Origin of the sequence: uncultured Sphingomonas sp., assembly GCF_937871615.1 — a bacterium.
Classification (GTDB): Bacteria; Pseudomonadota; Alphaproteobacteria; order Sphingomonadales; family Sphingomonadaceae; genus Sphingomonas.
Genome location: NZ_CALMPA010000011.1, coordinates 101088 through 115775, shown reverse-complemented (window position 1 = coordinate 115775; position 14688 = coordinate 101088). Strand labels below are relative to the sequence as shown.

The window sequence follows — 14688 nt, the reverse complement described above, 5'->3', positions numbered from 1 at the left end:
ATGCATCGGCGGCCGCATCGCATCGCGCGCGATCAGGCGGCTTGCGGCGCCTGCGTCACCTTGACGATCGAGAGCTTGCGATAATGCCCCTCGCGATCCGGCCACTGGATCGACTGGCCCTCGCGCAGCCCGATCAGCCCCGCGCCCACCGGCGTGAGGATCGAGACGCGCCCGGCGGAAATATCGGCGTCACCGGGATAGACGAGCTGGACGGTGCGCGCCGCGCCGCTCGCTTCGTCGACGAATTCCACGCTGGCCCGCATCGTCACCACATCGCGCGGCATCCGCGCGGCGCTGTGCACATTGGCGCGGCCGATCTCCTCCATCAGCAGCGCGCTGACCTGCGGCAGCCGCTCCTCGACGCTGATCGCGAGATTGGTGAGTGTATCGGCTTCGGTGTCGATCATGTGGATGGGCGGACGCTTCGTCGCCTTGCTGCTCGTCATGTCACTGGCTTTCCGGGATGAGGAGACGCGCGATCAATCCCGATCAAGCGCGCCGATCTTATAAGGCTTTGCCCCGAGTTCGGGGCGTGTCGCGCCGGAACCCGGGGCTAAAAGCCCGAGAGAAGCCGCCCCTCATGGTGGCGAAAGCGGAAAGGACAGCGCATGGCCTGCATCGTGCGATGATGGATCGCGCGCCGCCCCAAGTCAAACGGCGATCGCGCGCGCTCACCACCGCAGGGGTGGCGCGCTTCACGCCCGCCGGTTGCTCCGCATCGCGAAGCTCGATGTGATGCGGTTGACCCCCGGCAGCCGCGTCAGCACGTCACGATGGAAGGCGGCATATTCTTCCATCCCGGCGATCTGCACGCGCAGCACATAATCGCCCGCCCCGGTCATCAGATACCATTCGCGCACCTCGGGATGGTTGCGCAGCGCGTTTTCGAAGCGGACGAGATATTCCTCGGTCTGCCGCTCCAGCTCGACCTGGACGATCGCCACCGTCCCCTCATCGGGCGCCGCGCCCGCGATGATCGCGGTATAGCCGCGGATCACGCCGGATTGTTCGAGCAATCGCACACGGCGCAGGCAGGCGGAGGCGGAAAGCCCCACCGCCTCGGCCAGCGCATGATTGGTGATGCGGGCATTGAGCCGCAATTGCGTCAGGATGCGGCGATCGGCTTCGTCGAGCGCGGACATGTGGTTTATGCCATCCAATCGAAGATCGTGCCGTATAGGCCCGATCCGAGCGATATTGCACCGCAAATCGGCGAATAGTTCGAAGGGGCGGCTGATATCCTCCGTTCCCGGAGGATGCCCGATGGCGCATGATATTTGCCCGACCAATTCGAGCCGGCTGACGATCGACCTGGGCGCGATCCGTGCCAATTATCATTTGCTCGCCACGCGCGTGGCACCCGCGGAATGCGCCGCGGTGGTCAAGGCCGATGCCTATGGGCTGGGCGTCGCGCAGGTGGCGCCGGTGCTGCGCGATGCGGGGTGCCGCATCTTCTTCGTCGCGCAGCTTGGCGAGGCGATCGCGCTGCGCGAGGCGATCGGCGCGGATGGCGCGATTTTCATCCTCAACGGCCTCGATCCGGGGTGCGAAACATTATGCGCCGATCGCGGCTTTCTGCCGGTGCTCAACTCGGCGAGCCAGATCGGGCGCTGGCGTGAACTTGCGCGCGCGTGTGGACGCGCGCTTCCGGCGGCGTTGCAGGTCGATAGCGGGATGTCCCGGCTCGGGCTCGACGCGGATGGGGTGGCGGCGCTCGCCGCCGACGCCGGCTTCGCGCGCGAGGTGTCGTTGAACCTCATCATGACCCATCTCGCCTGCGCCGATGCGCCGGAAAATCCGGCCAATGCCGCGCAGCTTGCGCGTTTCGAGGCCGCCCGCGCGCTTTTTCCCGGCGTTCCGGCCTCGATCGCCAATAGCGGCGGCGCCTTCCTGCCGGGCGGTTTCCACTGCGACATCGCGCGTGCAGGCGTCGCGCTATACGGCGTGCGGCCCAGCCTGCTCGCGGGAAAGTTGCGCCCGGTTGCCGCGCTCTCCGCGCGGATCATCCAGATTCGCGAGATCGAGGCTGGCGCGGGCGTCGGCTATGGCCTCGATTATGTCGCGGCGGACCGGCGGCGGCTTGCCACGATCGGGATCGGCTATGCCGATGGCTGGCCGCGCCACCTGAGCAATGTCGGCGCGGCATGGCATCAGGGGCGGCGGCTGCCGATCGTCGGGCGCGTTTCGATGGACAGCATGACGATAGATATCTCGTCACTGCCCGGCCACGTGCTGGCGGAGGGCGATTTCGTCGAGTTGATCGGCCCGTCGCAGTCGCTCGATGACGTTGCCGATGATGCCGGCACGATCGCCTATGAAATCCTCACCAGCCTCGGCGCGCGGCACCAGCGCCGCTATGTCGATGGAGCACGCAAATGAGAGTGATCGTTCTCGGCGCCGGGGTGATCGGCGTCACCTCGGCTTATTATCTGTCGCAGGCCGGGCACGAGGTGACGGTGATCGACCGCCAGGGCGGCCCGGCGCTCGAAACGAGCTACGCCAATGCCGGGGAGGTTTCGCCCGGCTATGCCTCGCCCTGGGCGGCACCCGGCATCCCGCAAAAGGCGATCCGCTGGCTGCTGATGCGCCACGCGCCGCTGATTCTGCGCCCCAGGCCCGACGCGGCGATGCTGCGCTGGCTGTTCGCGATGCTGCGCAACTGCACCGAGGCGCGCTATGCGCTCAACAAGAGCCGGATGGTCGAACTCGCCGAGTTCAGCCGCGATGAGTTGAAGGCGCTGCGCGAGCGGCTCGGCATCGCTTATGACCATCGCACGCAGGGCACGCTCCAGCTTTTCCGCACCGACAAGCAACTCGCCGGCAGCGCCAAGGACATGGCGGTGCTCGACGATTTCGGCGTCGATTACGAGCTGCTCGATCGCACCGGTTGCGTTGCGGCCGAGCCGGGGCTTGCCGCGACCAGCGACAAGTTCGTCGGCGGCCTGCGCCTGCCCGGCGACGAGACGGGCGATTGCCAGATGTTCACCCGCGCGCTTGCCGGGTGGCTGGCGGCGAACGGGGTGGATTTCCGCTACGATACGACGATCGAGGCGCTGGAAAGCGATGGCGCGCGCGTCACCGGCGTTCGAACCAGTGGCGGCATCGTGCGGGGGGACGCCTATCTCGTCGCGCTGGCGAGCTATTCGCCTGCCTTGCTCCAGCCGTTCGGGATGCGGCTCCCGGTCTATCCGGTGAAGGGCTATTCGATCACGGTTCCAGTCGCCGATCCTGCGTGCGCGCCGGTTTCGACGCTGCTCGACGAGACATATAAGATCGCGATCACCCGGCTGGGGAATCGCGTGCGCGTTGGCGGGATGGCGGAGATTTCCGGCTTCGACCGCAGCCTGCCCGCGCGACGACAGGCGACCTTGCTCCATTCGCTCACCGATCTGTTCCCCGATGGCGCGCTCACCGGCGGCGAAACCAATTTCTGGAGCGGGCTGCGCCCGATGACCCCCGATGGCCCGCCGGTGATCGGGGCGACCCCGGTTGAGAATCTGTTCCTCAATACCGGCCATGGCACGCTCGGCTGGACGATGGCGTGCGGCTCGGGCCATCTCGTCGCCAGCCTGATCGGCGGGACGAAGCCGGCGGTCGACGCGACGGGGCTGGGGATCGCGCGTTATTCGCGCTGACCCGCGACGGCTGGTCAAAGCCCGCGCCTTCGCTTAGCCAGAGCGATGTGAACAGGGTCATCAGGAGTTCGGGTCGCTGGCTGCGCGGGTTGTCGCGGGCGGCGCTGGGGATCGTCTCGATCGTCGCGCTGGCCGCGCCGGGCTTGGCGGCGGCGGACGATGCGACGCTCTATGCCGACGCGACCGTCATCGACGGCACCGGGGCGCCCGCGCGCGCGCATCAGGATATATTCGTGCGCGGCGAGCGAATTGTCGCGATCGGCGCCAGCGGCACGATCGCTGAAGCCGCGATCGCGCGGCGCGTGGACCTTGCGGGGCGCTATGTCATTCCGGGGCTGATCGACAGCCACGTCCATATCGCCACGCCGCCCAACAATGTCCGCGCGAAGGCGATCCTGCGGCGCAACCTGTTCGGCGGCGTCACCGCGATCCGCGACATGGCGGACGATCTGCGCCCGGTCGGCGAGCTTGCGCGCGAGGCGCTGACCGGGGAAATCGCCGCGCCCGATATCTATTATGCCGCGCTGATGGCCGGGCCGCCGTTCTTCCAGGATCGCCGCGTGCTGGCGGTGTCGGTCGGGGTGCAGCCGGGCAAGGCGCCATGGATGCAGTCGATCGATGACGCGACCGATCTTCGCACCGCGGTGACGCTCGCGCGCGGCACGTCGGCCAGCGCGATCAAGGTCTATGCCGATCTTCCGCCGCATCTCGTCCGCGCGATCACCGAAGAAGCGCATCGCCAGCATTTCAGGGTATGGGCGCACAGCGCGGTGTTCCCGACGCGCCCGGCGGACGTGATCGCGGCGGGCGCCGATACGGTGAGCCATGTCTGCTATCTCGCCTATCAGGCGGCGCCGGTGATACTCGCGGCTTATGAGGATCACACCCCGGTCGACGAGGCGCTGTTGGCGAAAACGGGCGACGATCCGGTGATCGCCGCGCTCTATCGCGATATGCTCAGGCGCGGCACGATCCTGGATGCGACCGGCAGCCTGTTCGTGCGCGAGGAGGCCGCGCGCAAGGCGCATCCCGAGCGCCGCCCGCTGCGCTGCACCGGCACGGCGACGACGCGGCTGACGCAACAGGCGTGGCGCGCCGGCGTGCCGATCTCCACCGGCACCGATTATGTGGCGGGCGCGGACCGGCAATGGCCCGAGGTGCATGAGGAGCTGCTGTTCCTCGCGCGCAATGTGGGGATGCCGCCGCTTCAGGTGATCCGCTCGGCGACGCTGATCGGCGCCGAGGCGGCGGGGCGGGGCGACGAGATGGGCTCGCTGGAAAGGGGCAAGCTCGCCAATTTCGTCGTGCTGACCCGCGATCCGCTTGCCGATATCGCGAATATCCGCGCGATCGAGATGACGGTGAAGCGCGGTCGCGCCTATCCGCGAAGCAGCTATACGCCGGTGACAAAGGCGGAATTGGGGGATGACGATGGCGATTGACCGAAGGGCGTTCGTAAGCGGGGCGGCCGCGCTCACCGGCGCGGGGATGATGGCGTCACCCGCATTGGCGGCGGCGCAGGCGGCGAGCGATCCGATCAGGGGCTGGATCGTCGTCAATGCGCTGGGCGGGCTGGGCGACCCCAATCACCCGACCAGCGACACGCGCAGCGCGATCACCCCGCGCGTGCTGGCGGAGGCGCACGCTTCTGGCCTCACGATGGTCAACATCACGCTCGGCTATGTCGCCGGGCCGGAGGATCCGTTCGAGGATAGCGTGCGCGACATCGCGACGACCGACCGGATGATCCGCGAAAATCCGCGCGACCTGATGAAGATCCTGTCCGCCGCCGATATCCGCCGCGCCCATGCCGAGAAGAAGATCGGCCTGCTCTATGGTTTCCAGAATTGCGCGATGATGGGGAAGGATGCGACGCGGGCCGATATCTTCGCCGATCTCGGCGTGCGGGTGTTCCAGCTCACCTATAATCCCGCCAACCAGATCGGCGACGGATCAATGGCGCCGGAAAATCGTGGCATCACCCCGTTCGGGCGCGAGGTGATCGAGCGATTGAACGCGCGGCGCGTGATGGTCGATCTATCGCACAGCGGCGAGCGGACGTGCCTTGAAGCGGCGCGGATTTCGCGCGCGCCGATCTCGATCAATCACACCGGCTGTCGCGCGGTAACCGATCTGCCGCGCAACAAGACCGATGCCGAATTGCGGCTGGTGGCGGAGCGCGGCGGCTTCGTCGGCATCTATTTCATGCCGTTCCTCAACAAGACGGGGCGCGCCACCGCCGAGGATGTGGTGGCGCATATCGCCCACGCGGTGAACGTCTGCGGCGAGGATCATGTCGGTATCGGCACCGACGGCACGGTGACGCAGATCGACGATCTCCAAGCCTATCGCGTGAAGCTCGCCGAGGAAAATGCCCAGCGCCGCGCCGCCGGGATCAGCGCCACGGGCGAGGGGCCGGATACCTATCCCTTCGTGATCGATCTGCGCGGGCCGGATCAGTTCCGCAAGCTCGCGCGGCTGCTGGAGGCGAAGGGCTATAGCCCGCGCCGCGTGGAGAAGATCATGGGGCAGAATTTCCTGCGCTATGCCGAGGAAATATGGGGCGGCTGACGCGATGATCGTGATCGGCGCCGAGGAAGTGGCGCGCAGACTCGCTCATCCGGCGTGCATCGCATTGATGCGCGAGGCGATGATCGCGCTTTCGGGCGGGCGTTCGCAGCAATTGTTGCGCGGGATCATCGACCTTGGCGGCGGCGACGCGTTCGGCGTGATGCCCGGCGCGCTGGAAGGCGCCGGCTTCGGTGCGAAGCTGGTGAGCGTGTTTCCCGCCGCCGCCGCGCGCGGACGCTCGCATCAGGGCGCGATCCTGCTGTTCGATCGGGAGAGCGGCGCGCCGGTGTGCGTCGTCGATGCGGGCGAAGTGACCGCGATCCGCACCGCCTGCGCCTCCGCCGCCGCCACCGATGCGCTGGCGCGCGCCGATGCGACGCGGCTCGCGATCCTCGGCACGGGCGAGCAGGCGTGGCAGCACGCGCTGGCGATCCGCCATGTCCGCCCGATCGAACACGTCACGATATGGGGGCGGGACATGGAAAAGGCGGCGGGTCTTGCCGGGCGCGTTGCCGATGCGCTCGCGCTGCCGGTGGAAGTCGCACGGACCCCGGCAGAGGCGGTGTGCGCCGCCGATATCGTCTGCACTACCACCGCCGCGCACGAACCGATCCTCGCCGCCGCCGATATCGCCGATGGCACGCATCTCAACCTGGTGGGATCGAGCCGTGCCGGCCCGGCGGAGATTGACGGTGCGCTTGTGCGCCGCGCGCGTTTCTTCCCCGATCATCGCGCGGGCGTGCTTGCGCAGGGCGCCGAATATCTGAATGCGAAGGCGGCGGGGCTGGTCGATGAAGATCATGTGCTGGCGGAGATCGGCGCGGTTTATGCCGGCGCCGCACCGGGGCGGCGGGATGCGGGCGAGGTGACGATCTACAAGTCGCTCGGCTCGATCGTGCAGGATCTCGCCTGCGCGGCCTATCTGTATCGGCAGGTGGCATAAGGGTTCGGGCGAGCGACGACGGGACATGGCACGGATATTGATCGTGGAGGACAATCCGCGCCTCGCCACCCTGGTTGCTACCGGGCTTGGGGAGTGCGGCCATGTCTGCGATGTCGCGCACGATCTGGCGGCGGCGGATGACGCCTTGGGCCTTGCCGCGTTCGACGGGCTGGTGCTCGATCTCGGGCTGCCCGACGGCGATGGGGTGGAGTGGCTCAGGCGGCGGCGCGCGGCGGGCGCGCCACCCGCGCTGATCCTCACCGCGCGCGACGCGCTGGAGGATCGCGTGAAGGGGCTGGATGCCGGCGCCGACGATTATCTCCCCAAGCCGTTCGCGATGGACGAGCTGGCCGCGCGGCTCCGCGCGATGCTGCGCCGCCCCGGCGCGCGCCAGGAAACCGCGCTGACGCTCGGCACGATCCGCTTCGATGCCGCCGCCCACGTCGCTACCGCGGGTGACGTGGTGCTCGATCTCACGCGGCGCGAAACCGCGTTGCTCGAACTGCTGATGCGCCGCGCCGGCCAGGTCGTGCGGCGGCGCGCGATCGAGGATGCGCTTTATACGTTCGACGAGGCGGTGACGCCCAATGCGATCGAGGCGACCGTTTCCCGCCTGCGCCGCAAGCTGGAGGAGGCGGGGGCCAGCGGCTATCTGCACACGATCCGGGGTGTCGGCTATCTTCTGCGGGAGAGCGAAGCGTGAAGCCGGCGCTGTCGATCACCAGCCGGCTTACGCGCAGCCTCACGCTGGTCGGCGGGCTGGGCGCGCTGCTGTTGCTCATCATCATCGGGATCGAATTCCGTCCCACCTTCAGCGATGCCTTCAACAACCTTTCCAACCGCGCCGCGCTGGGGCAGGTGATCCACCAGCTTTCGGAACATGTGCTGCTGCCGATGGCGGTGCTGATCGTGCCGATGGTGATGGCGGGGCGCTGGGCGATCGCCACCTCCGTGCAGCCGCTGATCGACGCCGCCCGCGTGGCCGATGCGCACACCGATGACGCGCGCGGCGTGCGCGTCGACACCACTGATTTCCCGACCGAGGCGCGCCCGTTCGCGGATGCGATCAATCGCGTGCTCGATCGCGTCGATCGCGCGGCGGGGCTGCACGAGGCGTTCGCGGCGGACGTGGCGCATGAATTGCGCACGCCGCTCACCTTGCTGTCGCTCGAATTGGAGCGGCTCGATCATCCCGAGGTCGATCGGCTGCGCGGCGACGTGGCGCAGATGCGCCGGCTGATCGACCAGTTGATGCTGCTCGCGCAGATCGAGGCGGATCGCGCGGCGCAGCTCCAGCCGGCGGCGGTGGACCTCGCCGATATCGCCGCCACGGTGATCGCGCGGCTCGCGCCGATCGCGTTCGATCGCGGCGCGCGGATCGAACTGGAGGCGGATGCGCCGGTGGTGGTGCGCGGGCGGCGCGAGGCGATCGCGGCGGCGCTGCGCAACCTGATCGAAAATGCGCTGCGGGTGACGCCGGATCGCGGGCTGGTGCTGATCCGCGTCACCCCGGATCGGATCGTCGCGGTGCGGGATGAGGGGCCGGGGCTAAGCGAGGCGCGGCTGGCGGAGCTGGTGGAGCGGCATCGCCGCGCCGATCATGCCAGCAAGCACGGCGCGGGGCTTGGGCTGGCGATCGTCGATCGCATCATGCGCGCGCATGGCGGCACGCTCACCTCGGATGCGGCGCGGCGCGAAATCCGGCTTGGCTTTCCGATCGACCCAGCGCCGTCAGCTTGACGTCAGCCATGCGCCCTAGCGGCGTGGCATGGAACGTCGCATCTGGTTGATCGGGGGAGCAGCTGCCGCCATCGCGGCCGCCGGATTCTGGTGGCTTTCGCCCGCCGACAAGGTTTCGCCTGCCACGCCGGTCGCATCAGTCGCCGCGGCAAAGCCGCCGCGTGACTTCATCGCGCTCAAGCCCGATCAGGTGCGCGCGCTCGGGATCAGCCTTGCTGTGGCCGAGCGCGCGGAAACCGTGCCGCTCGCCGTGCTGCCCGCGCGGATCGCCCCGCCGCCCAATGCGCGCGTCGCGGTGGCGGCGCAGCTTGCCGGGGTGGTGACGCGCGTGTTCGTGGTGGACGGGCAGGAAGTGCGCGCCGGGCAGCCGCTCGCCACCGTCGCCAGCCGCGACATGGTGAGCCTCAACGCCGATCTGGCGCGCGCGCGATCTCGCCAGGCGGTGGCGCGCGCCGATGCCGCGCGGCAGGGGCAACTTGCGCGCGAAGGCATTATCGCGCCGTCGCGCGCCGATCAGGCGCAGGCGCTGGCGCGGCAGAGCGATGTCGATGTGGGCGAACAGGTGCGGCTGATCGCGCTGGCCGGCGGCGCGGGCGGCGGCGGGGCCGGCTATACGCTGGTCGCGCCGATCAGCGGCCGTGTCAGCAGCATGAGCGCGGAGACGGGCAAGGTGCTCGATGTCGGCACCGCGCCGTTCGTGATCGACGGCGGCGGCGCGTTGCAGCTTACCGCGCAGCTTCCCGAGCGGCTGATCGGCGCGGTGCGCCCCGGTATGCGCGTGCGCGTCGGCGATCATGGCGTCGGCACGGTGCTGGCGGTGGGCGGCGCGATCAACCCCGAAACCCGTTCGACCAATGTGACCGCGAGCGTTCCTCCCGCGCCCGGCGTGATTGCCGGCGGCGCGATGCCCGTTACGATCGACGGGCCGGCACCCGATGGCGCGGTGCGCATTCCCGCGCGCGCGCTGACCGATATTGATGGCCGCGCGAGCGTGTTCGTGCTGGCCAAAGGCGGGGTCGTCATCCGCCCGGTGACGACGATCCACGGCGCGGGCGACCATGCCGTCATCACCGCGGGGCTGCGCGTGGGCGAGCGTGTGGTGGCAAGCGGAATCAGCGAGCTGAAGATGCTCGCCGGCGCGCGTTAAAGGGCGAAGACACGATGCTGCGCAATCTGGTCGCTTATGCGCTGTCGTTCCGGCTGCTCGTCATCGCGATTGCGCTGGTGATCGCGGGGCTTGGCGCGTGGACCTTCGTGAACCTGCCGATCGACGCCTATCCCGATATCGCGCCGACGCAGGTGAAGATCGTCCTCAAGGCGCCGGGGATGACGCCGGACGAGGTGGAAACCCGCGTCATCGCGCCGATCGAGCAGGAGATGCTGGGTATCCCGCGCCAGTCGGTCCTGCGCGCCACCGCGAAATATGCGATGGCCGATCTCACGATTGATTTCGAGGACGGCACCGACATCTACTGGGCGCGCCAGCAGGTGAGCGAGCGCATGGCCGAGGCGAAGGATGATCTTCCCGCCACGGTGAGCGGCGGCCTCGCGCCGATATCGACCCCCCTGTCCGAACTGTTCATGTTCACGATCGACGGCCCGCTCAGCCTCGAGGAAAAGCGCACGCTGCTCGACTGGACGATCCGGCCGGCGCTGCGCACCGTGCCGGGGGTGGCGGACGTCAACGCGCTCGGTGGCCATGTGCGCACGTTCGAGGTGCGCCCCGATCCGGTGGCGATCGCGGCGGCGGGGCTGACGCTGGCCGAGGTGAAGGCCGCGATCGAGGCGGGTAACCGCAATGACGGCGCCGGGCGCCTCAACAACGGCGAGGATGCGCTGATCGTCCGCGCGGTCGGCGCGATCCGCACGGTGGACGATCTCAAGGCGCTGGTGCTCCGCGCGCATGACGGCCGCGTCCTGCGGCTCGGCGATATCGCGAGCATCGGCACCGGCAGCCTGACGCGTTACGGCGCGGTGAGCGCCGACGGGCGCGGCGAGACGGTGCAGGGGCTGGTGATCGCGCTGCGCGGCGCGGATGCGCGCAAGGTGGTGGCGGGCGTCAAGCAGCGTGTCGCCGAATTGTCGCGCGGCCTGCCGGCGGGCACGACGATCAACGTCTTCTACGATCGCTCCGATCTGATCGCGCGCGCGGTCGGCACGGTCGAGCACGCGTTGCTTGAGGCAACGGTGCTGGTGGTAATCCTGCTGATCCTGTTCCTCGGCAACTGGCGCGCGGCGGCGATCGTCGCGGTGACGCTGCCGATGGCGACGCTGATAACCTTCCTCCTGATGCATTATTGGGGGCTGACCGCCAATCTGATGAGCCTGGGCGGTCTCGCCATCGCGATCGGGATGCTGGTCGATGGCGCGGTGGTGGTGGTGGAAAATGTCGTCGAGCGGCTGGGCCATTCGCGCGACGAGGAAGGGGCGCCGCGCCTCAACCATGTGTTCCGCGCGACGAGCGGCGTGATCGTTCCGGTTTCGGCCGGATTGCTGATTATCGCCCTCGTCTTCCTGCCGCTCGTGTCGCTTGAGGGGCTGGAGGGCAAGCTGTTCGCCCCTGTCGCGCTCACCATCATCTTCGCGCTCGTCGGCTCGCTGCTGCTCGCGCTCACTTTGGTGCCGGTGCTGGCCTCGCTCGGGCTGAAATTGGGGGCGCATCGCGATCCGTGGATCATGCGGGTGCTGACGCCGCGTTATCGCGCGCTGCTGGCCGGCGCCTTCGCGCGCCAGCCGCTGGTCTATGGCGTGGCGGCGGCGGGCCTCGCGATCGCGGTCGTTGCCTATGGCGCGGTCGGCAAGACCTTCATGCCGCAGATGGACGAGGGCGCGGTCGTGATGCAGCTCGTCAAGAATCCCAGCATCGGCCTTGCGCATTCGGTGCGCGGCGATACCGCCGTCGAGCGTGCGTTCATCGGCCATGTGCCCGAGGTGGAGCGCGTCATCACGCGCGTCGGCTCCGATGAACTCGGGCTCGATCCGATGGGGCTCAACGAAAGCGATTCCTTCGTCACGCTGCGCCCGCGCGCGGAATGGCGCGGCACCAAGGAGGATGTCGTCGAGGCGATGCGCGTCGCGATGCAGCGGCTGCCGGGGATGGAGGCGAGCTTCACCCAGCCGATCGAGATGCGCGTATCCGAAATGCTCACCGGCGCGCGCGGCGATCTGGCGATCAAGATCTTCGGCAGCGACGGCGCGACGCTCGGGCGGCTCGCGGCGCGGATTCAGCAGGTGTTGCAGCAGACGCGCGGCGCGACCGAGGTGATGACCGTCGCGAACGATCGCGTCGATTATCTCCAGATCGACATTGATCGCCTGGCCGCCGGGCGCGCCGGGCTGTCGGTCGATACGATCGAGGATGCGCTGCGCACCCAGCTTGAGGGGATGCGTGCAGGGATCGTCGCCGAAGGCAATCGCCGCATCCCGATCGTGATCCGCGGGGGCGACGCGCAGCGCGACGACGCGCGGCTGTTCTCCGATCTGCTGCTGCGCTCCCCCGATGGCAAAACGGTGCGCGTCAGCGATGTCGCCACGATCCGCCCGGTCGCGGGGCCGGTGAAGATCGACCACGAAAATGGCGCGCGCTATGCGCTGGTGCAGGCGTTCGTCTCGGGCCGCGATCTGGTCGGCTATGTCGAGGAGGCAAAGGCGGCGGTCGCGGCGCAGGTGCCGCTTCCGGCAGGCTATCGCCTCGTCTGGGGTGGGCAATTCGAAAACCAGCAGCGCGCGGCGGCGCGGCTGTCGCTGGTCGTGCCGGTCGCGCTGGCGCTGATCTTCCTCGTCCTGCTCGGAACCCTGCGCTCGCTGCGCGCGGCTTTGCTGATCCTCGTCAACATTCCGTTCGCGATGGTTGGCGGGATCGTCGCTTTGTGGGCGTCGGGCCAGTATCTCTCGGTTCCCGCATCGGTCGGCTTCATCGCGCTGCTCGGCATCGCGGTGCTCAACGGGCTGGTGCTCGTCGCCTATTTCCGCGAGTTGCGTGCAGGCGGCATGGCGATTGCCGATGCGGTGCGGCTGGGGGCGGAGCGGCGTCTGCGGCCCGTGCTGATGACCGCGAGCATCACCGCCTTCGGGCTGGTGCCGTTGCTGTTCGCGAGCGGGCCGGGCTCCGAAATCCAGCGCCCGCTCGCCATCGTGGTGATCGGGGGGCTGATTACCTCCACCCTGCTGACACTCATCCTCTTGCCGATGCTGTTCGCGCGGTTCGGCGAATCCGATCGGGAGCGCGCTGATGGCTGAGCTTTTGCTGTCGTTTCACTGTGGCGCCGCCGATGCCGGGCCGCTTGGCGAATTGCTCCGCACCGCGAGCGGCGCCCCGGTCCATATCCGGGCCGAGGCGGTGCTGGGCCATGACTTTTCGGACGCGACCACCGCTGAACGGGTTACCGGGCGGCTCGATCGGCGCGTGATCGAGCTGATCGTGGCGGATGAACAACTCACCATTCTGGTCGCGGCTGTCGAGCAAGCGCGGCGCGACGCGCCGGTGCGCTGGCACGCGACCCCGATTATCGCACGAGGTAGACTGGCATGAGGCGCTTGTTGTGGCTCGCAGGCGTGGCGGTGGTGTGCGCCAGCCCCCTTCATGGCGAGCCGCGCCCCGCGCGCCGCGGGTTGCCGCCACCCGAGGCGGTGCGCGACGCGCTGGACAATCATCCGGCGGTCCTTGCCGCCGGGCACCGTGTCGATGTGGCGCGCGCGCAGGCGGGCGCGCTGGCGAAGGGAAGCCACGAAGCGGTGCTTGCCGGCAGCGCGATGCGGCGTGGCGTCGATCGCGAGCGCGATTATGCCGAGTTCGATGCCACGCTGACGCGCGCGTTCCGCCTGCCGGGCAAGGCGGCGCTCGATCGGCGCACGGGTGAGGCAGGCGTGGCGGCGGCGCAGAATCGCATGGCGGATGCGCGGCATCAGGCGGCGCTTGAACTGGCGCAATTGTGGCTCGACTGGATCGGTGCGCGCGCCTTGACCGAGAGCGATCAGCGCAATCTCGCCAATCTGACGCGTGAGGCCGGGGCGACCGAGCGCCGCGCGCAATTGCGCGATGCCGCCGCGCTCGATGTCGATCAGGCGATGGCCGCTGCGGCGCGCGCGCGCGGCCAGCTCGCCGAATCGCAGGCGGCGCTGGCCGAGGCGGAGGCGAAGCTGCGCGCGACCTTCCCGACCATCCCCTTGCCGGCGACCGCGCCATCGCCCGACGAGCCCGGCGAGCCGGTGGAGGGCTTCGCGACGCTCGGGCGGCTGGTGATCGAGCGCAGCCATGAGGTGGAGGCGGCACAGGCGGAGGCGGACAGGCTTGGCTTCACCGCGCGCCGCGCACGCGCCGATCGCATCGCGGACCCGTCGGTGGGCGTCCGCGCGTTCAGCGAGCGCGGCGGGATGGAGCGCGGCGTCGGGCTGGTCGCCTCGATGCCGCTCGGCGGCGGCTATCGCCGGTATCTGGCGGAGGAGGCGGCGGCGCAATCCGCCGCCGCGCTGAGCGATCTCGCCGCCGTGCGCCGCACCGTGGAGGCTATCGCCGCCGCCGATGTGGCGCTGGCGCGATCGCGGCTGGATGGCTGGCAATCGTTGCGTGACGCTGCGGTCAGCGCGCGGGCGGTGGCCGATCGGATGCGCGCCGGCAACCGGCTTGGCGCGATCGACCTTACCGACCTGCTCTATGCCGAGCGCCAGGCCAATGACGCCCGGCGCGAGGAGATTCGCGCCCGGACGGAGGCGTTGCGCGCGCTGATCCGGCTGGAGATCGATTCGCACGTGATCTGGATCGACGAGGACGATCACGCCTGAACGCGTTTCGGGAGCGCG

Annotated in this window: 13 protein-coding genes; 11 read left to right on the top strand and 2 right to left on the bottom strand. The window is 69.0% G+C overall.

Going from position 1 to position 14688, the window contains the following annotated elements; all coding sequences use genetic code 11:
* Positions 1–32 precede the first annotated feature (32 nt).
* A complete protein-coding gene (gene rnk / locus Q0316_RS01620; RefSeq protein ID WP_298668662.1) occupies positions 33–446 on the bottom strand; it encodes a nucleoside diphosphate kinase regulator in 414 nt (137 codons plus the stop codon).
* A 249-nt stretch (positions 447–695) separates the two neighbouring features.
* The gene (locus tag Q0316_RS01615; RefSeq protein WP_298668659.1) at positions 696–1142 is read right to left on the bottom strand and encodes an Lrp/AsnC family transcriptional regulator; all 447 of its coding nucleotides are present in this window, start codon (positions 1140–1142) and stop codon (positions 696–698) included.
* A 121-nt stretch (positions 1143–1263) separates the two neighbouring features.
* Here Q0316_RS01615 and alr point away from each other — a divergent pair, with 121 nt between their 5' ends.
* The 11 genes from alr (at position 1264) to Q0316_RS01560 (ending at position 14670) form a co-directional block, all read left to right on the top strand.
* Entirely contained in the window at positions 1264–2379 is a 1116-nt protein-coding gene (gene alr, locus Q0316_RS01610) for an alanine racemase (protein WP_298668657.1), read from the top strand.
* Entirely contained in the window at positions 2376–3635 is a 1260-nt protein-coding gene (locus tag Q0316_RS01605) for a D-amino acid dehydrogenase (RefSeq protein ID WP_298668654.1), read from the top strand. The genes alr and Q0316_RS01605 overlap by 4 nt, the downstream gene beginning before the upstream one ends.
* A 104-nt stretch (positions 3636–3739) precedes the next feature.
* A complete protein-coding gene (locus tag Q0316_RS01600; protein WP_298668765.1) occupies positions 3740–5077 on the top strand; it encodes an amidohydrolase family protein in 1338 nt (445 codons plus the stop codon).
* Entirely contained in the window at positions 5067–6206 is a 1140-nt protein-coding gene (locus tag Q0316_RS01595; RefSeq protein WP_298668762.1) for a membrane dipeptidase, read from the top strand. Before Q0316_RS01600 ends, Q0316_RS01595 begins: the two co-directional genes overlap by 11 nt.
* Entirely contained in the window at positions 6181–7149 is a 969-nt protein-coding gene (locus Q0316_RS01590; RefSeq protein ID WP_298668651.1) for an ornithine cyclodeaminase family protein, read from the top strand. The genes Q0316_RS01595 and Q0316_RS01590 overlap by 26 nt, the downstream gene beginning before the upstream one ends.
* Before the next feature lie 25 nt (positions 7150–7174).
* Positions 7175–7852, top strand: coding sequence for a response regulator transcription factor (locus tag Q0316_RS01585; RefSeq protein ID WP_298668648.1), 678 nt, complete (start codon positions 7175–7177; stop codon positions 7850–7852).
* Positions 7849–8889, top strand: coding sequence for a HAMP domain-containing sensor histidine kinase (locus Q0316_RS01580; RefSeq protein ID WP_298668645.1), 1041 nt, complete (start codon positions 7849–7851; stop codon positions 8887–8889). Before Q0316_RS01585 ends, Q0316_RS01580 begins: the two co-directional genes overlap by 4 nt.
* Positions 8890–8917: 28 nt before the next feature.
* Complete coding sequence (locus Q0316_RS01575) at positions 8918–10036, top strand: efflux RND transporter periplasmic adaptor subunit (protein ID WP_298668643.1); 1119 nt, start codon at positions 8918–8920, stop codon at positions 10034–10036.
* A gap of 14 nt (positions 10037–10050) precedes the next feature.
* On the top strand, positions 10051–13128 hold the full coding sequence (locus Q0316_RS01570; RefSeq protein WP_298668640.1) for a CusA/CzcA family heavy metal efflux RND transporter: 3078 nt from the start codon (positions 10051–10053) through the stop codon (positions 13126–13128).
* Complete coding sequence (locus Q0316_RS01565; RefSeq protein WP_298668637.1) at positions 13121–13420, top strand: DUF3240 family protein; 300 nt, start codon at positions 13121–13123, stop codon at positions 13418–13420. Before Q0316_RS01570 ends, Q0316_RS01565 begins: the two co-directional genes overlap by 8 nt.
* Positions 13417–14670, top strand: coding sequence for a TolC family protein (locus Q0316_RS01560; protein WP_298668634.1), 1254 nt, complete (start codon positions 13417–13419; stop codon positions 14668–14670). The genes Q0316_RS01565 and Q0316_RS01560 overlap by 4 nt, the downstream gene beginning before the upstream one ends.
* The last annotated feature ends 18 nt before the right edge of the window (positions 14671–14688 follow it).

What these genes read in the sequence shown, in the direction of transcription:
- rnk (WP_298668662.1), bottom strand. Translation starts at nt 446, where the DNA reads ATGACGAGCAGCAAGGCGACGAAGCGTCCGCCCATCCACATGATCGAC.
- Q0316_RS01615 (WP_298668659.1), bottom strand. Translation starts at nt 1,142, where the DNA reads ATGTCCGCGCTCGACGAAGCCGATCGCCGCATCCTGACGCAATTGCGG.
- alr (WP_298668657.1), top strand. Translation starts at nt 1,264, where the DNA reads ATGGCGCATGATATTTGCCCGACCAATTCGAGCCGGCTGACGATCGAC.
- Q0316_RS01605 (WP_298668654.1), top strand. Translation starts at nt 2,376, where the DNA reads ATGAGAGTGATCGTTCTCGGCGCCGGGGTGATCGGCGTCACCTCGGCT.
- Q0316_RS01595 (WP_298668762.1), top strand. Translation starts at nt 5,067, where the DNA reads ATGGCGATTGACCGAAGGGCGTTCGTAAGCGGGGCGGCCGCGCTCACC.
- Q0316_RS01590 (WP_298668651.1), top strand. Translation starts at nt 6,181, where the DNA reads ATGCCGAGGAAATATGGGGCGGCTGACGCGATGATCGTGATCGGCGCC.
- Q0316_RS01585 (WP_298668648.1), top strand. Translation starts at nt 7,175, where the DNA reads ATGGCACGGATATTGATCGTGGAGGACAATCCGCGCCTCGCCACCCTG.
- Q0316_RS01575 (WP_298668643.1), top strand. Translation starts at nt 8,918, where the DNA reads ATGGAACGTCGCATCTGGTTGATCGGGGGAGCAGCTGCCGCCATCGCG.
- Q0316_RS01570 (WP_298668640.1), top strand. Translation starts at nt 10,051, where the DNA reads ATGCTGCGCAATCTGGTCGCTTATGCGCTGTCGTTCCGGCTGCTCGTC.
- Q0316_RS01565 (WP_298668637.1), top strand. Translation starts at nt 13,121, where the DNA reads ATGGCTGAGCTTTTGCTGTCGTTTCACTGTGGCGCCGCCGATGCCGGG.
- Q0316_RS01560 (WP_298668634.1), top strand. Translation starts at nt 13,417, where the DNA reads ATGAGGCGCTTGTTGTGGCTCGCAGGCGTGGCGGTGGTGTGCGCCAGC.